We start from the raw sequence: 21,744 nt of genomic DNA, 5'->3' as shown, positions 1-21,744 counted from the left end.
GTGACGAAGGCACAGGTGCGTCATGACCTTCTCGCCCGGCGCCGGGCCATGAGCGGCGATGAGCGAGCACAGGCGGCCGAGGCGATCGCGATGCATGCGCTCGCCACCCCAGTCGTGTCACGCGCGAAGCGGGTTGCCTGCTACCTCTCGATGCCCTCCGAACCCGGCACCGGGCCCCTGATCTCCCGGCTGTTGGTGCGCGGCATCGAGGTGATCATCCCCCTCAGCCTGCCCGACCACACCCTCGAATGGGTGACGTACGACCCGGCCGAGGCGATCGTCCCCACTGCCTTGGGCATCCCCGAGCACGGCGGCGAGCGGCACGGTCCCGAGGCGCTTAACGGCTGCGACGCGATGTTCATCCCAGCCCTCGCGGTCGACCACGCCGGGCATCGGCTCGGTCGTGGCGCCGGCTACTACGACCGGGCTCTGATGGGCGTACGGACACCGGTGTGCGCGCTGGTGTTCACGCACGAGCTGCTGCCCGAGGTGCCGCACGAGCCCCACGACGTACCGGTGCAGATGGCCGTCACGCCGGACGGCCTGTTCCGCGTGCCCTGACTCGCGGCCCGGCCCAGGTCGTACGCCGTGGCGTACGCCTGGGCGCCGCGGAGCTCACGAGCGTACGAGCTCGACCTCGATCTCGAGGCGGATCTCCTTGGACACCAGGAGGCCACCGGCCTCGAGCGCCATGTTCCACGTGAGGCCCCAGTCCTCGCGGTTGATCGTCCCGGACGCGCTGAAGACGGCCCGCTCGGCGCCCCACGGGTCGGTGGCGCCGCCGAGGTACTCGGCGTCCAGCGTCAGCGGACGTGTCACGCCCTTGATCGTCAGCTCGCCGGTCATCCGTGCCTCGGCACCTGCCGCGACGACACCCGTGGAACGGAAAACCGCCTGCGGGTGGTTGGCCGCGTCGAAGAAGTCGTCCGACCGGAGGTGGTCGTCACGGGTCTGGTTGCCCGAGCTGACCGAAGCCATGTCGATGACGACGTGGACCTCGGACATGTCCAACGGCTCTCTCACCGTCACGGTCCCCTCGACGCCGGTGAAGCGGCCGCGGACCTTGGTGAGCCCGAAGTGGCGGCCGATGAAGCCGACCTCGGCGTGACCGGGATCGATGGTCCAGGTGCCGGTGGCCGGCAGCTGGGTCTGTTCAACAACGGGTGCAGTGCTCATGATCTTCATCCTTCGAGTAGTTATGTGCGTGTGCACACACTCTACATTTGCGTGCGGATGCACGCAAGTAGTAGTTTTGCCCCATGGCCGAGGACCGGGACCCCGTCGCTGCGTGGCAGGCGGTGCTGCGTGCGCAGAACCGTGCACTGCGGGCGATCGAGCAGGATCTCCACGACAAGGGACTCATCCCCCTGTCCTGGTACGACGTCCTGCTCGAGCTCAACGCCGCGCCCGGTCGTCAGCTGCGCATGCAGGACCTCGCCGCGCGGGTCGTGCTCTCACGAACCAGGGTGAGCCGGTTGGTGTCGGAGCTCGAGCGTGTCGGCTACATCGAGCGGGTGCCGGACCCCGACGACGGACGCGCGACCCTGGCGCGCATCACCGCCGAGGGTCGCGCGGCTCGGCGGGACGCCGCACCGGTCTACCTCGCCGGCATCGAGAAGCACTTCAACCGGCACCTGACGGCAGCCCAGCAGGACGCCGTCGCGAAGGGCCTGCAACGAGTCGTCGACGCCCACGAGGTCGACCCCCGCCGGTGAGGCTCAGCCGCCGGCGTCGCTGCGCTCGCCGGCTTCGGCGCTGCGGATCTCGCCTACGAGTTCTTCGAGGACGTCTTCCAGCATGATCACGCCGAGCACCGCGCCGGACTCGTCTGCGACGCGGGCCATGTGGGAGCCACGCGCCTGCATCGTGCGGAGCGCCTCGTAGAGCCCCGATCCGGCGACCACGGTCGCCAGGGGCCTCAGCCACTTGTCCGCGATCGTCTCGAGACGCGACTCGTCGTCGGTCTCGAGGACATCCTTGATGTGGAGGTAGCCGGCGATCTCGCCGTTCGCGTCGAGCACCGGGAACCGCGAGAAACCGGTCTCGGCGCAGGCGCGCTCGACGTCGACCGGCGTCGCGCTCGGCGGGATCGTCACCAGCCCGCTGCTCGGCAGCAGCACCTCGTCGACCGTGCCCTCGTGGAAGTCGAGCGCACCGGACACCAGGCCGTACTCGTCCTCGTCCAGCAGACCCTCACGACGGGACTCCTCGACCAGTCCGGCCACCTCGTCGTGCGAGTACGTCGACGCGACCTCGGCCGTCGGCTCGATGCGGAACAGCCGCACCATGATGTCGGCCGTCCCGTTGAGCAGGACCACGAACGGCTTGAGGATCGCGACGACCGCCAGCATGAACGGGCCGAGGAACAGCGCCGCCCGGTCGGGGCCGACCAGCGCGAGGTTCTTCGGCACCATCTCGCCGAGCACCACGTGCGCGAAGACGACGATCGTCATCGCGATGATGAACGAGACCGTGTGAACGACGCCTTCGGGCGCCGACGCCGCCTCGAATACCGGCTCGAGGAGGTGCGCGATCGCGGGCTCGCCGACAGCACCGAGACCCAGCGAGCAGATCGTGATGCCGAGCTGGGCGGCCGCGATCACCAGCGTGAGGCTCTCGATCGCGCGCAGTGCCATGCGGGCCGTGCGCGAGCCGGCTTGCACGCGCGGCTCGAGCTGCGTGCGCCGCGCCGAGATCAGCGCGAACTCGGCCGCCACGAACAGCGCGTTGAGGGCCAGCAGGAGCAGCGTGAGGAGGATCGCGACGACGGGGCTCACTGCTCGTCACCGCCCGTGCTGCCGTCGTCATCGACGGTCAGGGACACCCGGTCGATGCGCCGGCCCTCCATGCGCTCGACGCGAAGTGTCACGACCAGCGGTTCGGGGTCGTCCTCCTCGTCGTCCGGCGTGCGATCAAGATGAAGGGTGATCTCGTCGTCGCGGACCGCGATGCGGCCGAGCTTCTCGTGGATCAGGCCGGCGATCGTCTCGTAGTCCTCGCCCTCGGGCAGCGCAACCCCGGTCTGCTCCTCGACCTCATCAGGACGCAGCAGGCCCGACAGCGACCAGGTGCCGTCGCGGCGATGCCGGCTGCGCGACGAGAGCCGGTCGTGCTCGTCGGCGATGTCGCCCACGATCTCCTCGACCAGGTCCTCCAGCGTGACGACGCCGTCAGTGCCGCCGTATTCATCCATGACAACTGCCATCTGCATACCTTGTTCACGCAGCAGCGACAGCAACGGATCGAGCTCGATGCTGTCCGGCACGATTGTCGCCGGATCGAGGATGTCCGAGATGCGTACGCTTCGCCGCCGGTCCGGCTCGATGCTCACGGCCCGCTTGATGTGCACGATGCCGACGACGTCGTCGGGACTCTTGCCGATGACGGGGAACCGCGAGTGGCCGGTCTGACGCGCCGCATCGATGACGTCGAGCGCCGAGTCGCGACTCTCGAGGAAGTGCACCCGCACGCGAGGCGTACGCACATCGGCGGCGGTGCGGTCGCCGAATGCGATGCTGCGGGCCACCAGGTCTGCGGTCTCGTCGTCGATCGCCCCTTGCTTGGCCGAGCGCAGCACCAGCGAGCGCAGCTCGACCGGCGAGCGGGCCGAGCGCAGCTCCTCCTGCGGCTCGACTCCGAGCGATCGCAGGATCGCATTCGCGATCCCGTTCAGCAGCCTGATGGGCCAGGCCATCAGCTTGGTGAACGACCGCTGGGCAAACTGGGTCCGCCTGGCGACCTGGAGGGGCAGCGCCAGGGCGAGCTTCTTGGGCACCAGCTCGCCGACCAGCATCGTGACGATCGTGCTCAGCACCAACGCGATGCCGTACGCGACGGCCTTCAGCGCTCCGTCCCGCAGTCCGGCGGCCTCGAGCGGGTCGTGCAGGAGCTTGCCGATCGCAGGCTCGGCGAGGAAGCCGATGGCCAGGTTGGTGATCGTGATGCCGAGCTGGGCGCCGCTGAGCTGGGTGGACAGCGTACGCAGCGCCGCCAGCGTGCCCTGGGCGCGTTTGTCGCCGGATTCGGCCTCGCGTTCGACCGTCGCCCGGTCGACCGTCACCAGGGAGTACTCGGCGGCACCGAACACCCCGCAGCTCAACATCAGGAGCAATGACAAGGCCAGGAGCAGCCATTCGGTCATCGCAGGGCTCCGGGAGGACGGTGTCGACGAGGACTAGCCCGACAAGGGAAGTGATCGGTCACGGTGCGGCAACTGTACTCTTGGGGTGCCTCATCGATCGAGCGGGAGCAAGACGTGCCGAAGTACCAGTACCAGTGCAAGGACTGCGGAGAAGCGCTGGAAGTCCAGCAAAGCTTCACCGACGAAGCGCTGACCGTCTGCCCCAACTGCGGCGGCGACCTCCGCAAGGTCTTCAACGCGGTCGGCGTCGTGTTCAAGGGCTCCGGCTTCTATCGCAACGACAGCCGGTCCAGCTCGTCGTCGAGCGACACCGCCAAGCCTGCCGCCAAGGAGAGCTCGACGTCCTCGAGCTCGTCCGACTCCTCGTCGTCGACGACGTCCGCCCCGGCCAAGAAGTCCGGCAAGGAATCCGCGGCCTGAGCTTGCCGTCGGCCGGCTGTGGACAGCGCTGAGCGTTGTCGGCCGGATCTTCCTAGAGTCCGGGCATGGACCGGATCCACCGCTTCGTCTTCGAGCACCGACGCACCCTGGCCGCCGTCTTCACCGGCTTGGCCGTACTGACCGCGCTCTCGGCGCTGAGTCGCGAACCCGACGGCACCTCGGTGCTGGTCGCACGCCACGACCTTCGCAGCGGCCACGTGCTCACGGCGTCGGACCTGCGTACGACCACGGTGCCTTCGGCCGCGCGGCCGTCGAACACCCTCGGCCGCGCGGCGGCGGTCGGTCGCCGGGTCGCCGGGCCGATGCGCGCCGGCGAGGCGATCACCGACTACCGCGTCCTGCAGGACGATGCGTTGTCCGGCTACGCCTCCGATGCGGTCCTCACGACGATCCGGGTCGACCGCGCCGACGGCCTGACCGGGTTGCACGTCGGCGACCGCATCAACGTCATCGCGGTGGATCCTGACGGTGAGAGCAAGGCCGAGGTCATCGCGCGTGCCGTCGAGGTCGTGACCCTGCCACCGTCGAGCGGCGACACCGAGGTCGTCACGGTCGGCATCGTCACGACGGAGAAGGTCGCCCTCGCCCTGGCGACGGCCGCGCTCGAGGCGCGGTTCAGCGTCATCACATCGTCGTAGTACGCAGGTTTGCTCTCTCGCTAGGGTCGGAGCGACAACCACACGATCCTTCTGGGGGAACCATGATCAAGGGCTTCAAGGACTTCTTGCTTCGCGGCAACATCGTCGACCTCGCGGTCGCCGTCGTCATCGGCACCGCGTTCACAGCATTGGTGGCGGCATTCACCAAGTCGTTCATCGAGCCGCTTCTCGGCCTGATCGGTGGGGGTGGGCCCAAGGGCATGACCGTGACGGTGGATAGCCAGGAATTCACGTTCGGCGCGTTCATCACCGCCTGCATCACGTTCGTGATCACCGCCGCGGTCGTCTACTTCTTCATCGTGCTTCCGATGAAGGCGCTCAACGAGCGGCTCGCCCGGGGCAAGGAGCCTGAGCCCGAGGGCGTCTCCGAGGACATCCAGCTCCTGCGCGAGATCAGGGACGCCCTGCAGCAGCGCCAGGTCTAACCGTGGTGCGGCGGGACGTCGCGGAGGTAGTCGTCGTCGCGGGACGAGGTGTCCCGCTCGCCCCAGCCCTCAGCCGTCTCGTCGCTCGTGGTGTCGGGGAGCAGGTCGCCGAGCAGCTCGGCAGCCCTCCGCCGGCGCTCGACCTCTTCCTTGCTGAGCCTAGGTCGTTCGGACGAGGACATCGAACCATTCCGGCGTGAGCTTGGGGTGATCCGGGTGCCAGCCGGTGCGGTCGCTGAACAGCTGCGAGCTGACCCGCTGCGAGCGCGTCAGGATCTCGAGCTTCTCGCCACCGAGGCGCAGGACCCAGCCCGGAAGGAACCGTCCGGACTCGCGGCCGGCTGCCATCGCGATCATGTCGACGTATTCGCGGCGCTGCACTGGCTCCGCGCCGACGTTGTAGACGCCTCCGGGGACGGTCAGCGCGTGCACGACGGCTGAGCCGATGTCGTCGGGGTGGATCACATGCATCCACGATCGCTCCGCACCGAGCCCGATCGGCCGCCCCGCCGCCGCGCGCCGGAACAGCCAGGACGTGTTGCGGTCGTCGCCCGTGATCAGGCCGAACCGCAGGCTCACCGCAGTGCCGCCGGTGGCCTCGATCGCCTTGACGTTGTCCTCGGCGACGACGACCGGCTCGGTCGCGTGGGTCACGTCGATCGGGCTGTGCTCGTCGATCCAGTCGTCATCCTGATCGGCATACATGAAGCTCAGGCCCTGTTGGATGATGCGGCCGACTCCGGCGCGCTGTGCGGCATCCGTGACGATCCTCGAGCCGTGCAGGCGGATCCGGTCGATCGCCTTGAGCGATCCGGGCCGGAGCGCGGCTGTGCCGACCGGAACCCTGGTGGCCAGGTTGGCGACGGCGTCACACCCCTGCATCCCGGCGGTCAGCGCCTCGAGATCCAACACGTCACCGAGGTGCGGCGTGGCGCCGGTCGCAGCGATCTGCTCGGCACTCTGCGGCGTACGGGCGAGCCCGACGACCTCATGACCCGCGAGGTGCAACGCGACGATGGACGATCGGCCCATCACTCCGCTCGCACCCGTGAGGAAAACCTTCACGTTTGCTCCCTGGTGGAGGACCCCCCTGCATGATCTGCCGGGGGAATCTCCGGCGCAAGTCGGTGGACCGCCCGGAGATTACGAAAGGATAACAATCCGCGCGGCGCTCGCGTTACCTCCGGGTAACTTTGCGGTTACTGAACGAGCGGGACGATGTCGGCAATCGAGTCGAAGATCTTGGTCGGCCTGAACGGGAAGCGCTCGATCTGGCCCGGAGCGGTCGACCCGGTCAGCACCAGGAACGTACGCAGGCCGGCTTCGAGACCCGACAGCACGTCGGTGTCCATGCGGTCGCCGATCATGACCGTCGTCTCCGAGTGGCCCTCGATCTGGTTGAGCGCGCTGCGCATCATGAGCGGGTTGGGCTTGCCGACGAAGTAGGGCTCGACGCCGGTCGCCTTGGTGATGAGCGCCGCGACCGACCCAGTGGCTGGGAGCGAGCCGCCGGGCGACGGGCCGGTCGGGTCGGGGTTGGTCGCGATGAACCGCGCACCGTTCTCGATCAGCTGGATGGCCCGGGTGATGGCCTCGAAGGAGTAGGTCCGGGTCTCGCCCAGGACGACGTAGTCGGGCTCCCGACTCGTCATGATGTAGCCGACGTTGTGGAGGGCGGTCGTCATGCCGGCCTCGCCGATGACGTACGCCGTCCCCTCGGGACGCTGCTCGCTGAGGAACTTGGCGGTGGCCAGCGCGGAGGTCCAGATGGCCGACTCCGGCAGGTCGATGCCGGCGACGCGCAACCGGGCGCACAGGTCGCGTGGCGTGAAGATCGAGTTGTTGGTCAGGACGAGGAACTTGCGTCCTGTCTCGGTCAGGCGGGCGATGAAGTCAGCCGCTCCGGGAATGGCCTTCTCCTCGTGCACGAGCACGCCGTCCATGTCGGTCAGCCACGTCTCGATCGCCTTGGTCATACGCCTATTGTCCACCAGCGGTGTGTCGTTCGAAGAATCGCCAGATCAAGGCGCTGGCGTCGATCTCCTGCGTCATCACGCCCGAGACGTGCCCCGACGGCACCGGGGTTCCTCCCGGCCAGCGATGACCACCGTTGTCGACGACGTAGACGTTGACGTCCGAGCCGTCCTTGCACTTCGTCCAGGTGAAGTGCCGCACGTGCTGGGCCACGGTCGTGGTGGCGCTGGCGGCCGGACAGCTGTCATGCGCAGCCCAGCTCGCCATGACGTCGTTGACCGGCGGCAGAGGCCCGATCACGGTCTTGGCGCCGGCATACGGGACGACCTTGTCCCTCAGCCCGTGGAAGTAGATGATCGACGCCGGCGGGGACGACCGGCACGAGTCGCTCCAGTAGGGACCGGAGACCGCGCCGTACGCGGCGAACTTCGTCGTGCCGTCGCAGGCCAGCGCGAGTGCGAGGACCGAGCCGTTGGAGAAGCCCGCGGCGTAGACCCGCGAGGAGTCGATGCACGCCTCGGCCTTGACCCCCTTGACCAGGTCGCGTACGAACGCCAGGTCGGAGGTCGGTTCGCTGATCGGCGTACGGAAGTCCCACTCGGTGATCCGCCCGCGAGCCAGCGGTGCCACGAGGATCGCGTTGTTCTTGTCGGCCAGCGTGTCCATGCTCGTCGTGTCGATGACGGCTTGCGGGGTGCCGCCGAGGCCGTGGAAGAGCAGCACGAGCGGGGTCTTGGTGGAGCCGTCATATCCCGGCGGCACGTGGATCAGGTAACGGCGTTGCTGGCCGCCGGTGTCGATCGTCCGTTCCGTGGATCCCGAGGGAAGGGATCGTGCCGGCGCGCACTCGTCGCGCGGCTTGCGGATCGTGTCGGCCTTCCCGCACGACGCCACGCCTGCCGCCAGAAGTGCCGCGATCACGGCAAGGACCAGGAGCCGCCTCACTGCCCGGATCCCGCCGCACACAGGCGTGGGTTGCGGTGGCACATAGAGGCGATCGTATGGGTTGGGACCAAGACTGGATAACCTGAGTCCTCACGCCCTCGTAGCTCAGTCGGATAGAGCGACCGCCTCCTAAGCGGTAGGCCACAGGTTCGATTCCTGTCGGGGGCACAGCACTGTTTTCACTGTAATTACCGCAAAAAATCCTCGCTGGATCTCACGAAGTTTAGGCTACGTGCCCTCTACGTGCCCTCCGGAGGCCCTGCAATCCCGGCAAGTGGCCCTCTCCGGGCGCTGCCCCAGCCCCCGACGTGAGCTACATTCCCAGGCGTCCGACAGCTCGATGAGCATCCTCACCCTAGTGATTCGGGACTGAGTTTTTCCCCCTCATCTCAGTTGTATTCGTGGGTTCGGGCCAGCCCATCTCACCGCCGGGGTACGCCGGGGGGTGCGCAATCGCGGACGATGAATGGGAACGAGTCTGGAGGTGCTTTCGGCTCATCCATCGAACGCATCGACGTCACCGGCCTCGTTTGCGACTGGACGTGTCGAGGTCGTCGCCGGCCGAGGCTCGTTGCTCGACATGTTCCCGTTCTTGACTTCGACGAGCGCAACTACGGCACGGGCAGAAGGAAGTAGATCTTCCGTATGGTCTCGGTGACGGACCAGACCGTGCGTTCGCCGGCACGAAGGCGTACGACGGCGCCGGGTGCCAGAGCGAGGACCTCACCATCCGTAAATGTCACGCTCCCACGGCCCGACAGAACGACGAAGATCTCGTCCACTTCCGTGTCCGTGACGACACCCGGCGTGATCTCCCAGACGCCAATCTCCAGATCCCCGGCCACTGCGAGATCCCTCGAGGAGACGATCGGCTCTCCATCGAACACGGCGGCCGGGTCCAGCGGATCCGGCGCGAGCAAGCTGACTCTTGCGTCGGCCGCGATCATGCGCCGGCTCGTCACGAGTCAAACCCCAGGCCGAGCCGATCGAGAGTGCGTAGCAGCAGGTTGCGGCGGCCTTCCCGGTGATCGGCTCGGTCGAGCGACCACTTCGTAGCCTCGATGCCGATCTTGGCGATTGGCTCTGGCGGGAATGGGAGCGGCTTCCTTCGCACCATCTCGAGCTGGGTACGTTCGGTGCTCTCCCCCGCCAACCGGTCGAGCATGACCTCGGCCGCGAATCGGGTCGAAGCCACACCCAATCCGGTGAACCCAGCGGCGTACGCAACTCGACCTCGCCGAGCCAGACCCTGGAAGGCACAGAACTGGGTCGAGGTGTCGATCGCCCCCGCCCATCGGTGACTGAACCGGATGTCCCCGAGCTGCGGGAACGTCGTCAGGAAGTGCGATGCGAGCTTCTCGTGCGACGAGCGGCGATCCTCGTACGCGGTCTTGACCTTGCGTCCGGCGTGATAGACCGCGTCATATCCCCCATAAAGAATGCGATCGTCCCGGGTCAGCCGGAAGTAGTGGAACTGATTGGCCAGGTCGGCCAAGCCCTGCCGGTTGTACCAGCTGATCGCTGCCTTCTGCGAGGAGCTGAGGGGCTCGGTTATCAGGACATAGTCGTAAACCGGCACGGTCATGAGTCGCGAGCGCCTCAGCACCGGCTTGAAGACGTTGGTGGCGAGCGCGACACGTTCGCTTGCGACGTCACCTCTGGCTGTTCGCACCTTGACCGGGCCAGTCCGCGAGGATTCGAGGCCGATCACGGCTGAGTGCTCGTGGATCTCGACGCCGAGGTCGCCGGCCACTCGTGCAAGCTCCGCCGCGAGGCGTCCTGGATGCACGAGGGCGCAGTCGTCCTTGACCCACCGACCGGCCTTGAAGATGGGACTCGCGACCTCGGCCTGGACCTCACCTTCCCCCAGCAGCGCGCCGTCCTGCATCTCCGAGAGCCAGGCGACCTGGTGCGGCTCGTACGCAACTGACATGACACCGGTGCGCTCGAAGTCGCACGCGAGCCCAAGAGAGACCACATCGGACTCCAGGGCGGCGAGATTCTCGTGGCCCATACGCTCGAGTGCCGGGTAGTCCTCGGGCCATCTGCTGCGGCCGTTCTCCTCACCGTGCGTCAAGCTCGCTTCGACGAATCCCCCGTTGCGACCCGATGCCGCCCACCCGATCTTCTCGGCTTCGAGGAGGACGACCCGTGCGCCAGGATTGCGACGCTTCGCGAGCACCGCGGTCCACAGACCGCAATACCCGCCGCCCACCACCGTGAGGTCCGCGTGGCCATTTCCATGGAGGGTCGGATAGGCCGGTTGCTCTAGTTCGTCCAGCCAGAAGACCGACTGTCGACTCCCATCAAGCACCGCAGCGACCGCGGCGGCGGGCGGGGCCTCGCGCTCGAACACCGTCGAGTGCTTCATATGACGTCCTCGTCCTCTAGCTCGTGACTAATTATAGTGAGTACTATAAAATCAGTTCGCGTCACTGCGGGCAACCTCCGCGCGCGGATCCAAAGGAGAAATCGTGGCGGCGCCACCTCGTGTCACCCAGATCTGGCGGTATCCCGTCAAAGGCCTCGGCGGGCAGCAACTGACTTCCGCCCAGCTCGGGCGGGCCGGCATCGCGCTCGACCGCGTCCTGGGCCTCACCCATGACCGGGTCCCGCTGGGCCCGTTCGGAACCTGGACGACCTACGACGCCTTCCATGCGTTGGACGCCCGACCCGATCTCGGAGGCTTCTCAGCCTGGGCCATCGAGAGCGAACACGGGGCCAAGATCGAGCTTCGAACACCCCGCGGCGAGACTGCGGCGGTCACCCTGGACTCCAGCGGCGCCATCGCCGACGACTCGGCGCTCCCGCCGGAGACCGTGAGCACGTGGTTCGGCACCAGCACCACAACCGCTCGGCTGGTCTCGTCAGGGAGCCACTTCTGGGACCTTGCCGACGCGCCGATCTCCATCATCAACGAGGCCACCGTGCGGGCCGTCGGACGGGCCGTCGGCCGCGATCTCGATCCGCGCCGATTCCGGGCCAACCTCTACCTCGACAGCGACGAGCCGTGGAGCGAACTGCACCTCATCGGGCGAACGATCACGATCGGAAGCGTCGAGCTTGAAGTCCTTCGCCCCATCGAGCGATGCCGAGCCATCTCGGTAGACCCGACTCAGGGCGGCACAGACATCAACCTTCCGGGCGCGCTCTACACGCATTTCGGGCACTTGTTCTGCGGCGTGTACGCGCGCGTGGTCACGCCTGGAGAGGTTCAGGACGGCGATCCGGTGGGCTGGGACAGTCGGCCGCGGTCAGCAACCGGACTCGTCGGAGCCACCCCGAACGAATCGCGCTCCGCGCCACGGCCCGGCTCGGTCTCGCGTGCCGAGGCGCCCGCACCGGGAACCGTGAGCCTCATGATTCGCGACTCCACCGGGACCCTGGCTAACGCGGCGCCCGGCCAGCATCTACGTCTTCACAACACGACCGCCGAGCGGCCGTGGTGGCGCAACTACACCATCTCCGGCATCGATGATGACGGCGTTCGCATCACCGTGCGCCGATACGAGGACGGTCTAGCGTCGCCCATCATTCACGGGCTCCGGGCCTCTTCGGATGTCGTCGTCTCCGGGCCGTTCGGGGACGCGACCGCCGATCCCCACGGCTCGGACCACCTGATCGTGCTCAGCGCCGGGATCGGCATCACGCCAGGACTGGCGATCGCTCGTGCCTTGCTGGCAGCCGAGAGCGATCGCCGCGTGGACTTCGTGCACGTGGACAGATCCCGGGGGACGATTCCGCACTGGAACGAGATCGAGCGTGCGGCCCAGCTGCTGCCAAACGTCCGGCACCGCCTCTTCCTCACGGCGCCGGGCCTCAACGATGGGATTTACGACACAGGAAGACCTTCACCCGCCTTCGTCAGCTCTCTGATTGGCGAACCATGCAGTACCGAGGTGCACATATGCGGTCCGTCGGCCTTTCTGCAGGACATGCGATCCGCTGCGGTGGCATCCGGCGTGGGCGACGACGCCATCCACTCTGACCCCTTCTACTCCCCTCGCCAGGACACCTTCGAGCCCAGAGAAGCGCCGGCGCCGGGGCCTTTCCGGGTGGAGTTCTCGAGATCGGGAAAGGTCCACCAGTGGGACTCGTCCTGCGGAACGCTGCTCGAGCTCGCGGATCAGCAGGGCGAGGGTCTTCCGGCGAGCTGCAGGGCTGGTGCGTGCGGCACGTGTGCGGTCAAGGTCACCGGCGACATCTTCTACACGATCGACCCGGTCGCGCCGGCGCCAGCGGGGCAGGCGCTCATATGCTGCGCCGTTCCAACGTCCGACGTCGTCATCGCTTGACTAGGCGAGTGACTGCCGACAGCTGTTGAGCGCCAATCTCAAGACGTTGACCTGCTGATCGTTCAGGTCACGCAGCATGATGCGCTCAAGCTCGGCAACCTCCGCCTCGCAATTCTGGAGCAACTCCTGGCCCCGCCTGGACAGGGCGACATTGAGACGCCTGCGATCGACCGAGTCCTGCTCGCGTTCAATGAGCGCCTGCGCCTCCAACACCGACATCATCTCCGCCATCGACTGCGGCGTGACGAAAGCATTTCGCGCGAGCTCAGACGACGTCATGCTCCCGCGCCGCTGCAGGACAGTGAGCGCCCCGTACTGCACGACAGTGATGCCGTGGGGGCGAAGGACAGCTTCCAGCCTGACCCGCACTACCTGCTCGACCTGCTTGACGGCGTAGAAGAGCGTGGGCACGTCTGATCCCGTGGCGACTTCAGGTCGGGCTGACACGCGTTGCACCCTTCAGACCGCCGTCGGCATTGCACGGCGCCGGCTGGGAGTCCAACCCGGCCGAGGGATCGCGTCGAGGAGCTGCTTCGTGTAGTTCTCGGTCGGTGCGTCGAGGACGGTCCGGGTAGGCCCCATTTCCACGACTCGACCGCGCTCCATCACGACACAGTGGTCACTGATCTGCCGCACCACGGCAAGGTCGTGGGAGACGAAGAGATAGGTGACGTCGAGGGACTCGCGAATGTCGCTGAGCAGGTTGAGCACCTGTGCCTGGACGCTGACGTCGAGGGCGGAGACCGCCTCATCGAGGATCAGCAGCTTCGGTTCCAGCGACAGTGCCCTGGCAATGGCCACTCGCTGACGCTGACCGCCCGAGAGTCGGCGTGGCAGCTCGTCCGCATGCCTCTCGTCGAGTCCGACCTGGGCCAGTAGCTCCATGGTCCGCTCTTTCCGCCATTTCTTGCCCTGGTCGAAATGTGCCTTCAAGAGCTCGTCGATGCAGGCACCGACCTTTTGGCGCGGATCCAACGATCCGAACGGATCTTGGAAGACCATCTGGATCTCTCGTGCCTTGAGCCGACGCGATCGAGGGCTGTCCGGTGAGGCGAGCGGCTTCCCGTCGAGCTCAATCGAGCCGCCCGTCGCCGACTCGAGGCCTGCGATGATTCGCGCGGTCGTCGTCTTGCCAGAACCCGACTCGCCGACCACAGCCAGTGAGCCGTTCCGCTCCAGCGAGAAGCTCACGTCGTCGACAGCGACCAACTCCACGGAGCGGCCCTTTGCCCGGCCGACATGGAAGACCTTACGAAGGTTGTGTACGTCCAGCAGAGGTGTCGTCATGCGCTCAGTCCTTCGAAGAGCTCCGGTGCGATCTCCTCGGCCCGGTGACACGCCACCGACTGCCGGCCCAGTTGACGCAGCTCAGGGCGCACCTCACGGCACATGTCTGTCGCGAAGGGACACCGCGCGGTGAAGACGCAGCCCGTGCCTGCCTCGTACGCGGAGATCGGTCGGCCGGGGATGGTCTCGAGCCGCTCGACCTTGACCGCACTCGGCCGCGACTTAAGAAGCGCTGCGGTGTAGGGATGCCGTGGTTTGGAATACACATCGACCGATGGTCCCCGTTCGACGATCACACCGGCGTACATCACGGCCAGTGTGTCCGTGACGGCCGCTGCCAGATCGAGGTCGTGGGTGATGAACAGCATTCCCAGCGACCGCTCGCGGATCTGCTCGGCAAGGATCGCCATGACTTCGGACTGGACCGTCACGTCCAGCGCCGTGGTCGGCTCATCGGCGAGGATGAGCTCAGGTGACGACATCAGCGCCATCACGATCATCATTCGCTGAAGCAGACCGCCGGAGAGCTGGTGCGGATACTGCAGCATCCGCCGCTCGGCGTCGGTCACGCCCACGTCCGCCAGCAAGGCGCACGCCTGGTCGAGCGCGTCGGCTCGACTCATCTGTCCCGTGGCAACGACACCCTCGACCAGGAAGTCACCGATCGTGATCAACGGGTTGGTGTGGGCGCGCGGGTCCTGATAGATCATCGAGACCTTGCGCGACCGATATGCCGCCAGCTCCTTGCGCGAGTAGCCGAGGACCGACTCCCCTCGGAAGGTCAAGTCCCCCGAGACCTTCGCTCCCGGCGGCAGGAGCCGCATGATCGCCTTGGTGGTCATGGACTTGCCGGAACCGGACTCGCCGACGAGTCCGACTGACTCTCCGTCGTCCACGCTCAGAGTCACGTCGTGGATGACGGTCCTTCGCTCGCGCGACCCCGACCGACTCGGGAGGTCGACCCTGAGGCCTTCGATGCTGAGCAACCGATCTGAGGTCATCCGCTGGCTCCGATACGACTTGAAAGGCGCTCACCGACGATGTTGAACGACACGACGGTCAGGACGATGAGGACGCCGGCTGAAAGACTCTGCTGCACGGCGCCGTCAAGAAGCTCGGAGCGACCGTCACTGACCATGAGCCCCCACTCGGCACTCGGCGGCTGCACACCCAGCCCAAGAAACGACATGGCACCAAAATCCATCAACGCTGAGGCGAACCCGATCGTGGCCAGTGCCATGACGATAGGAAAGACGTTGCGGAGGATGTGGCGGGTGCAGATTCGCCACGCTGACAACCCGGCGAGCTCGCACGCCTCGACGTACGGCATCCGGCGCTCGCGCACCGCCGCCGAGCGCACGACGCGCGCGACGTAGGGAATGTAGACGAGCGACAAGGCAAGGACAGGTGCCCAGAACCCAGCCCCGAACACCGCCGCCGCGAGCACCGCGACGAGGATCCCGGGCACCGCGAACATGACGTTCAGAATGCGGTTGAGTCCCCGATCGAGCCACCCGCCATGCCAGGCCGCGGCTATCGCCAATGCCGTGCCGGCCGTGGCACTCACGACCACAATGATGCCGGGACCGAGAAAGCTGAGCCGAGCGCCGGCCAGCAAACGAGAGAGGATGTCGCGGCCCAACGAGTCCGTACCGAGCAGATGCTGGCCACTCGGCCCTTGGCTGGTCGCGAGGACGTCCGTCTGTGAGGGCGGATACGGGGCCAGGAGCGGCCCAAACACCGCCATGAGAATCAACAATCCGCAGATCGTTCCGAAGACGAGCACAACTTTGTCGACCGAGCCGGTCCTCGTACGCCCACTGCTGAGACGTGCCGTCAGAGTGCTCATCAAGGCTTCCCTCCGTCTCGGAGCCGAGGATCGAGAGCTGCCTGTGCGACGTCGATGACGGTGGTTATCAACACGAACACAATGACGATCAGCAGCGAGATCGCCGTGACGACCGAATAGTCCTTGTTGGAGACGCTCTTGACGAGCAGGGAGCCGATGCCGTCGATCGCAAAGGCAGACTCGATCACGACCGATCCGGCGACCAAGCCGGCGACGGTGAGCCCAGACGCGGTCAGGACGGGGATCGACGCGTTCCTCATGATGTGACGGCGGAAGACGATCTGGCGGGGAAGACCTCGCCCGGTCGCGGTCATCACGTGCTCCCTGCCAGCTTCTTCCTTCACGGCTGCCGCAGTCATCTGGGCGACGTACGCCGTCCAGCCCAGCGATAGCGCCACGGCCGGCAGCGTCAGGTGCCAGATCCGATCCACGAACCCTGAACCCGCGCCGTATGTCGGAAACCAGCCGAGCTTGACCGCGAAGACACTGATCAGCACGCTCGCGGCGACGAATCCGGGGATGGCGACACCAAGCCCGACGATGCCGTTCACCACGGGTCGCCATCGCTGATTCGTGCCGCCGAAGGCTCCCAACGCAACCCCGAGCAACAGAATGAGCACCGCTGACATCGCCACCAACGTGAGTGTCGTCAAGATGCGTGGTCCCAACAACCCCGAGACGCTCTGACGGTAGGTCAGAGATGTGCCGAAGTCGCCCTGGAAGACGCCGGTCAACCAGTGCCAGTAGCGCACCAGCAGGGGGTCGTCGAGTCCCAACTGCGCCCTCATCTCGGCTCGTTGGGCCTGCGTCGCCTTCTGCCCCAGGATCTGCGACACAGGGTCGCCGGGCGCCAGGCTGAGTGAGGAGAAGATGACGAATGAGGCCGCCAGCACAGTGCCCGCTGCTCCTGCGATCAGCCGCAATGGCGGCGCCGCCCGCCGGCCCCGCGAGGGGCCGGCGGCGACGTCAGGAGTACTCACGCTCACGAGCGACATCCAGACTTCGAGCTCATTTGGCTGCTCCGATCAACGCCATCTGGGGCATGGCCCAGTAGGCGAACGATGTCACGGCACCGGTGTACTTCTTGTTGAGGACGGTCACCGTGTTCGTGCTGAGTAGGGGAACCGTCGCCGACGCCTCCTCAAACTTCGATTGTGCCTCGATGAAGAGTTTCGCGCGCTGGTCCCCGTCGAAGGTCTCGCGGGCGGTGTTCAACGCGTCGGTCACTGCCGCGTCGTCGAACTCGGTGTAGTTGTAGAACGCCTTGGGCAGGTAGACGAAGCCGGCCGGCTCCAACGGATCCTGCACACCATTGAACGAGGAGTTGAGCAGGAAGTCGATGCCCTTGCGCTTGGTGGCGTCGTATCCGGCCTGGCTGAACACCAGGGGCTGAAGCGACTGGATCTTGATCTTCACCCCTGCCTGCTTGGCCTGCTGTTGGATCAGCTGCGCGGTCTTGGACAAGACGGAGTTCCCGGCTGGGATCGCCACGACCAGCTCTTGACCGTCGTAGTCCGACTCCTCGATGAGCTTCTTGGCAGCCGCAGGGTCGAACGAGCGATCCTTCGCCAGCACGTCGTAGGCCTTCTCATACTGGTCGCTCTGATCGTTGGGCCAGGTGGTTGGTGTGATGAAGGAGTACAGAGGCGTTGCTGCACCCTTGTAGATGACCTTCGCCACGGCATCGCGGTCCACGATCTTCTGAAGACCCTCCATGAAGATCCGGTCTGCCGTCGCCCCACCGGGGTTTGCCACGTCGAGCTTGAGGGACTGGGTTGACGGACCGAACACCACAGCGTTCCTGCCATCTGACTTCAGGGGCTTGATCGCATCAGGTGAGACTTCATACGCTCCGTCAATCTCGCCGGCGTTCAGTGCTTGGGTCAATGCCGTCGAGTCGGTGACAAAGGTGAACTTGACCGTCGCCGCGTGCGCTTTGTACTTCTCGTTCCAGTAGTTGTCGTTGCGGCTCATCGTGATGCTGTCGCCGCTCTTCCAGCTCTCGAGCTTGAAGGGTCCGCTGCACATCAGGCCACCCGCCGACGTTCCGAATGTCTTGGCGTTCTCCTCCGCGTACGCCTTCTCCACGACGAGTCCGGCAATGGTGCTCATCTCGTTGTTGAAGAGCTCGTCAGGCTTGGTGAATGTGACCGTGACTTCCTTGTCTCCGGTGACGTCGATCGACTTCACGTTGGCGTAGATGAAGCTCACGATCGACTCGGGGGCCTTGGCACGATTGAGGCTGAACGCAATGTCCTCGACGGTGACGGGCTTGCCGTCCCAGAAGGTGGCGTCCGCGACGAGTGTGTAGACCAGCTTCGTCGGGCTCTCCTGCTTGAACGACACCAGGTTGGGGGTGAGGTTGTAGTCGGCATCGACGCGCACCAATGGATCGCACAAGTTGCCCGTGACCTGGCCGCCGCCGTAGGTTGCCGCGTTGCGCGGATCGAGCGTGTCCGGCTCACCTGCGGTCAGGTTCCAGGTGAGTTTGTCGATGTCACCCTTGGCAGGAGACATGGAGGAAACCAGGTTGTCCGAGACATTCGGAGTCTCGTCGTCAGCGCTCGACCCTCCTGAGCAGGCCGACACGAGCAGCAGCGACATCCCCGCAGCGGCCGCAGCGTACCTGCGGCGCCCTCTCACGAAACTCTTCGACTGGGACATCCGAACTCCTCAAAACTTGGGCGCCGGGCCATGTGACCCGCGTTACGTAGAGGCGAATTTATAGCATCCACTATGGATCGAACAAGCCTTCTGGCGATATTTCTCGCGAACGTAACAATCATCAGCCTTCCTGACATAAAGCGGCCGATTTTCGCTCGAATCCCGGCACCACCGGAGTATTCGACGTTCTGATGAGCAATCTCGGCCTGACCGCGCTGGCCTGTTGAACCGTTCATTTGTATAGTGCCCACTACACACTCTTTTGGAGGACATAGATGCTGACGCTCGGTTCCACCTCGCAGCTCGACTCGCTGTTCGCACCACAGCACGTAGCCGTCATCGGGGCTTCCGCACGGCGCGCAGACGCCGGAGGGAACCAAGCGATCCGCAATCTCCAGAGTTCTGGATTCGCAGGCAAGATCAGCGTTGTGAATCCCTCTGGTGGCGTCATCGAGGGGCTGATTGCCCACGCCGCGATCACCGATTTGGCCGGCCTCCAGACCGACGTCGCGCTGGTTGCGCTTCCGGCACGAGCAGTGCTCCAGGCATTGCGCGATCTTGACTCGATCGGGTGCCCTGCAGCGGTCGTACCGAGCGCTGGACTTACACCAGAAGACATTGGCGCGATCCAGAAGTTCACGGCAGAAAGCGACATGCTGGTCCACGGGCCCAACTGCATGGGTCTCATCAATGTCTCCGCCCGCATCCCGCTGTGGATTGACGAGGGCATCCTCATGGATCTGCCGAAGGGCGACATTTCCTTGGTCACGCAATCCGGCTCGGCAGCGATCTTCGTCGCCCGATCTGCGGCTCCCTCCGGGTTCTCGAAGGTCATCTCGACCGGCAACGAGCTCGGCGCCACGACGGCCGACTACGTCTCGTGGTTGGCTCAGGACCCGCAGACGGCAGTGATCGGCCTGGTGATCGAGTCGATCCGCGATGCCGAAGCGTTCAGCGAAGCGATCCGCCTTGCTCGCTCGGCCGGCAAACCGGTCGTCGCGCTCAAGGTGGGCCGTACGGACCTCGGCGGATTGGCGACGACTGCCCACACCGGTGCGGTTCTGTCCCGCGATGCCGCGTACACCAGTCTGTTCGAAGCACTCGACGTCCCTCTAGTCAGTGACTACGACGAGTTGTCCAGCACGCTGCAGTGCCTTTCGATCCTGGGCGACCGCTCCGTCGAGGGCACCCGCGTCGGCGTCGTCACAATCTCGGGAGGCCAAGCTGCGATGGCGGCCGATCTGGCCGACCATCTCGGGATCGGGCTCCCGCAGTTCGATGAGGCCACCCAAGGCGTGCTCGAAGCCCTCCTGCCTGACGTCTCGGTTCACAATCCTCTCGACGCCGGGGGCAGCGTTGTCGCCGGCGAAGACGCCTATGACAAGTCCTTGGTGACGCTGGCAGCGGACGACCACCTCGACGCCGTGCTGGTCGTGCTCGATGCGCAGCAGACGTTGAGCATGGCGGAACTCGAGTTCGAGGACACCTACACTTCCGCAGTACGCGCAGCCGCCGCCCAGTATCCGAGTCGGCCATTCGTCATTGCTTCCAGCTCGTCGATCAGCATCCACGAGCGCTCGTTGGACCTCGCGGGTCCCGATGTCCCAGTGATCCGGGGAATCCGCAACGCCCTTGTTGCGCTGCGTGCCTCCGCAGCCAACAAGGCTCCGGTTCGCGGGCCGTCCCATCGACCAGCGGATCTCCCGAGCGCCGAAACGATCGCCGGGCTTCGCCGTCGCCTCCTGCAGGCGGAGGCTCTCACTGGCGATCTGCGTGACGAGGCGCTTGCCGCGTACGGCGTGCCCACCGTCCCGTCGGCTACCGTCGCCGACGCCGCAGAGGCCGTCGGGTGGGCACGTGCACATCAATTCCCGGTCGTGCTGAAGATTGCTTCACCGGACATCCCACACCGATCGGATGTCGGCGGCGTCGTGCTCGGCATCCGCACCGAGTCAGAGTTGCTGCGAGCCGCCGACACAACCCTGACGAACGTGCGCCTCAAAGCCCCGGATGCGCGGATCACCGGATTCGAGGTGCAGGAGCAGGTGGGCGAGGCGTTCGAAGCATTTGTCGGCTATGTGGCGGACTCGCGCCTCGGCGCCACGATGGGCCTCGGAATGGGTGGAACTCTGGTGGAACTGATCGGGGACTCCGCAGAAGCGCTGGCCCCGATCGACCAGGCTCACGCGGCGCAGATGCTCTCGACCACCCGGCTCGGCAGCCTCCTCGAGGGCTATCGCAACCTCGCCCCACACACCCGGATTGAACCGTTCACCGAGCTCGTCTCCCGACTCTCGTGGCTCGCGTACGACTTGGGCGACATTGTGGACGAGATGGACCTCAACCCAGTCCTCATCGAGCACGTCACCGGCCGCACCGTTGTCGTGGACTCGCTGTTCGTTCGCAACACGACCCCTGGCACAGATTAGGACGGCAGGGGCGCCTTGGCGTCCACTCCGACATTCAACGATCGCAATGCCGAGTCGATCACGGCCAGCTGCTCGTCCCTGCTCCACAGATTCGGGTGCTCGACCGCCGACAGCACCAATCCGTTGACAGTCGCCCGCAACAGGCTGACCGCGGGCTCGAGCCTGTTGGCCGGCACGACCTCGATGAGGTGTGACCGAAGCAGACCTCTCATGCGGTACTCCATGACATCGAAGAAGCGGTCGATGCTCGCGTGCTCACCACGGTGCGGGATCAGTGCGATCCGACCGGCTTCACTCGCGACGTCCTCCGGGGTCAGCGGCAACATCCACTCGAGGAGTATTTTCAGGCGTCCGAGCGGATCTGCCCCTTCCTCCAACTGAGCGAGCTCGGCGTCGTACCCGGCAACGAGGTCGTCGACCACGGCGGTGAAGATCTCCGCCCTGGTGGAGAAGAAGTAGGTGACCAGCGTGATGGACCCGCCGAGCTCCTCAGCGAGGCTCTTCAGAGTGAGCGCTGACGCGCCACCGCGGGCGAGGATGCGGATCGCTGCTTCCGCGATCTCTCGCTTGCGCTCTGCGTGGTCGACATGGCGTGCCATTTTTCCCCTTCGGACCCGATCAGACGCGGAGAACCG

The 21,744-nt window shown here is 65.9% G+C and carries 23 protein-coding genes and 1 tRNA gene; 8 read left to right on the top strand and 16 right to left on the bottom strand.

Going from position 1 to position 21,744, the window contains the following annotated elements:
* On the top strand, positions 1-561 hold the full coding sequence (locus AC1DVU_RS17255) for a 5-formyltetrahydrofolate cyclo-ligase (protein ID WP_476923696.1): 561 nt from the start codon (positions 1-3) through the stop codon (positions 559-561).
* A gap of 54 nt (positions 562-615) precedes the next feature.
* Here AC1DVU_RS17255 and AC1DVU_RS17250 read toward each other — a convergent pair whose 3' ends face one another.
* On the bottom strand, positions 616-1,176 hold the full coding sequence (locus AC1DVU_RS17250) for a YceI family protein (RefSeq protein ID WP_476923695.1): 561 nt from the start codon (positions 1,174-1,176) through the stop codon (positions 616-618).
* 83 nt (positions 1,177-1,259) lie between these two features.
* Here AC1DVU_RS17250 and AC1DVU_RS17245 point away from each other — a divergent pair, with 83 nt between their 5' ends.
* On the top strand, positions 1,260-1,715 hold the full coding sequence (locus AC1DVU_RS17245; protein ID WP_476923694.1) for a MarR family winged helix-turn-helix transcriptional regulator: 456 nt from the start codon (positions 1,260-1,262) through the stop codon (positions 1,713-1,715).
* Between the two features lie 3 nt (positions 1,716-1,718).
* Here the strand turns inward: AC1DVU_RS17245 and AC1DVU_RS17240 are convergent, their stop codons facing one another.
* Positions 1,719-2,777, bottom strand: a complete 1,059-nt coding sequence (locus AC1DVU_RS17240; RefSeq protein WP_476923693.1) for a hemolysin family protein — start codon at positions 2,775-2,777, stop codon at positions 1,719-1,721.
* Entirely contained in the window at positions 2,774-4,141 is a 1,368-nt protein-coding gene (locus AC1DVU_RS17235) for a hemolysin family protein (protein ID WP_476923692.1), read from the bottom strand. The genes AC1DVU_RS17240 and AC1DVU_RS17235 overlap by 4 nt, the downstream gene beginning before the upstream one ends.
* 114 nt (positions 4,142-4,255) lie before the next feature.
* Here AC1DVU_RS17235 and AC1DVU_RS17230 point away from each other — a divergent pair, with 114 nt between their 5' ends.
* From AC1DVU_RS17230 to mscL, 3 genes are all read left to right on the top strand, one after another.
* On the top strand, positions 4,256-4,561 hold the full coding sequence (locus tag AC1DVU_RS17230) for an FmdB family zinc ribbon protein (protein ID WP_476923691.1): 306 nt from the start codon (positions 4,256-4,258) through the stop codon (positions 4,559-4,561).
* 65 nt (positions 4,562-4,626) lie between these two features.
* On the top strand, positions 4,627-5,220 hold the full coding sequence (locus tag AC1DVU_RS17225) for an SAF domain-containing protein (protein WP_476923690.1): 594 nt from the start codon (positions 4,627-4,629) through the stop codon (positions 5,218-5,220).
* 62 nt (positions 5,221-5,282) lie between these two features.
* Positions 5,283-5,666 carry a large conductance mechanosensitive channel protein MscL gene (mscL, locus tag AC1DVU_RS17220; RefSeq protein ID WP_476923689.1) on the top strand — a complete coding sequence of 128 codons (384 nt, stop codon included), beginning with the start codon at positions 5,283-5,285 and terminating at the stop codon, positions 5,664-5,666.
* Here the strand turns inward: mscL and AC1DVU_RS17215 are convergent.
* The 4 genes from AC1DVU_RS17215 to AC1DVU_RS17200 all read right to left on the bottom strand — a co-directional run bounded on the left by AC1DVU_RS17215 (position 5,663) and on the right by AC1DVU_RS17200 (position 8,585).
* Positions 5,663-5,848, bottom strand: a complete 186-nt coding sequence (locus AC1DVU_RS17215) for a hypothetical protein (RefSeq protein ID WP_476923688.1) — start codon at positions 5,846-5,848, stop codon at positions 5,663-5,665. The genes mscL and AC1DVU_RS17215 overlap by 4 nt on opposite strands.
* On the bottom strand, positions 5,826-6,731 hold the full coding sequence (locus tag AC1DVU_RS17210) for an NAD-dependent epimerase/dehydratase family protein (protein ID WP_476923687.1): 906 nt from the start codon (positions 6,729-6,731) through the stop codon (positions 5,826-5,828). Before AC1DVU_RS17210 ends, AC1DVU_RS17215 begins: the two co-directional genes overlap by 23 nt.
* A gap of 134 nt (positions 6,732-6,865) precedes the next feature.
* A complete protein-coding gene (locus AC1DVU_RS17205; protein ID WP_476923686.1) occupies positions 6,866-7,642 on the bottom strand; it encodes an HAD-IIA family hydrolase in 777 nt (258 codons plus the stop codon).
* 4 nt (positions 7,643-7,646) lie between these two features.
* A complete protein-coding gene (locus tag AC1DVU_RS17200) occupies positions 7,647-8,585 on the bottom strand; it encodes a CE1 family esterase (RefSeq protein ID WP_476923685.1) in 939 nt (312 codons plus the stop codon).
* Between the two features lie 94 nt (positions 8,586-8,679).
* Between AC1DVU_RS17200 and AC1DVU_RS17195 the strand changes: the two genes are divergently transcribed.
* Positions 8,680-8,753, top strand: a tRNA-Arg gene (locus AC1DVU_RS17195).
* Between the two features lie 443 nt (positions 8,754-9,196).
* On the opposite strand, the gene AC1DVU_RS17190 is transcribed toward AC1DVU_RS17195, so the two are convergent.
* Complete coding sequence (locus AC1DVU_RS17190; protein ID WP_476923684.1) at positions 9,197-9,532, bottom strand: cupin domain-containing protein; 336 nt, start codon at positions 9,530-9,532, stop codon at positions 9,197-9,199.
* Between the two features lie 11 nt (positions 9,533-9,543).
* A complete protein-coding gene (locus AC1DVU_RS17185; RefSeq protein WP_476923683.1) occupies positions 9,544-10,956 on the bottom strand; it encodes an NAD(P)/FAD-dependent oxidoreductase in 1,413 nt (470 codons plus the stop codon).
* A gap of 103 nt (positions 10,957-11,059) precedes the next feature.
* Between AC1DVU_RS17185 and AC1DVU_RS17180 the strand changes: the two genes are divergently transcribed.
* The gene (locus tag AC1DVU_RS17180) at positions 11,060-12,880 is read left to right on the top strand and encodes an MOSC domain-containing protein (RefSeq protein ID WP_476923682.1); all 1,821 of its coding nucleotides are present in this window, start codon (positions 11,060-11,062) and stop codon (positions 12,878-12,880) included.
* Here the strand turns inward: AC1DVU_RS17180 and AC1DVU_RS17175 are convergent, their stop codons facing one another.
* From AC1DVU_RS17175 to AC1DVU_RS17150, 6 genes are all read right to left on the bottom strand, one after another.
* Entirely contained in the window at positions 12,881-13,291 is a 411-nt protein-coding gene (locus tag AC1DVU_RS17175) for a MarR family winged helix-turn-helix transcriptional regulator (RefSeq protein WP_476923681.1), read from the bottom strand.
* A gap of 48 nt (positions 13,292-13,339) precedes the next feature.
* A complete protein-coding gene (locus AC1DVU_RS17170) occupies positions 13,340-14,167 on the bottom strand; it encodes an ATP-binding cassette domain-containing protein (RefSeq protein WP_476923680.1) in 828 nt (275 codons plus the stop codon).
* Complete coding sequence (locus AC1DVU_RS17165; RefSeq protein WP_476923679.1) at positions 14,164-15,075, bottom strand: ABC transporter ATP-binding protein; 912 nt, start codon at positions 15,073-15,075, stop codon at positions 14,164-14,166. The genes AC1DVU_RS17170 and AC1DVU_RS17165 overlap by 4 nt, the downstream gene beginning before the upstream one ends.
* 89 nt (positions 15,076-15,164) lie before the next feature.
* The gene (locus tag AC1DVU_RS17160; protein WP_476923678.1) at positions 15,165-16,016 is read right to left on the bottom strand and encodes an ABC transporter permease; all 852 of its coding nucleotides are present in this window, start codon (positions 16,014-16,016) and stop codon (positions 15,165-15,167) included.
* Entirely contained in the window at positions 16,016-16,996 is a 981-nt protein-coding gene (locus AC1DVU_RS17155; RefSeq protein WP_476923677.1) for an ABC transporter permease, read from the bottom strand. Before AC1DVU_RS17155 ends, AC1DVU_RS17160 begins: the two co-directional genes overlap by 1 nt.
* A 28-nt stretch (positions 16,997-17,024) precedes the next feature.
* Positions 17,025-18,533: an ABC transporter substrate-binding protein gene (locus tag AC1DVU_RS17150; protein WP_476923676.1), complete on the bottom strand. Its 1,509-nt coding sequence runs from the start codon at positions 18,531-18,533 to the stop codon at positions 17,025-17,027.
* Positions 18,534-18,955: 422 nt separating this feature from the next.
* Between AC1DVU_RS17150 and AC1DVU_RS17145 the strand changes: the two genes are divergently transcribed.
* The gene (locus tag AC1DVU_RS17145) at positions 18,956-21,109 is read left to right on the top strand and encodes an acetate--CoA ligase family protein (RefSeq protein ID WP_476923675.1); all 2,154 of its coding nucleotides are present in this window, start codon (positions 18,956-18,958) and stop codon (positions 21,107-21,109) included.
* Here AC1DVU_RS17145 and AC1DVU_RS17140 read toward each other — a convergent pair.
* Complete coding sequence (locus AC1DVU_RS17140; RefSeq protein WP_476923674.1) at positions 21,106-21,708, bottom strand: TetR/AcrR family transcriptional regulator; 603 nt, start codon at positions 21,706-21,708, stop codon at positions 21,106-21,108. The genes AC1DVU_RS17145 and AC1DVU_RS17140 overlap by 4 nt on opposite strands.
* Positions 21,709-21,744: the final 36 nt, after the last annotated feature.

Source organism: Aeromicrobium sp. P2_G6, assembly GCF_056403535.1.
Note: the sequence above shows the minus strand (reverse complement) of the source record. Positions and strands in the feature narration are given on the sequence as shown.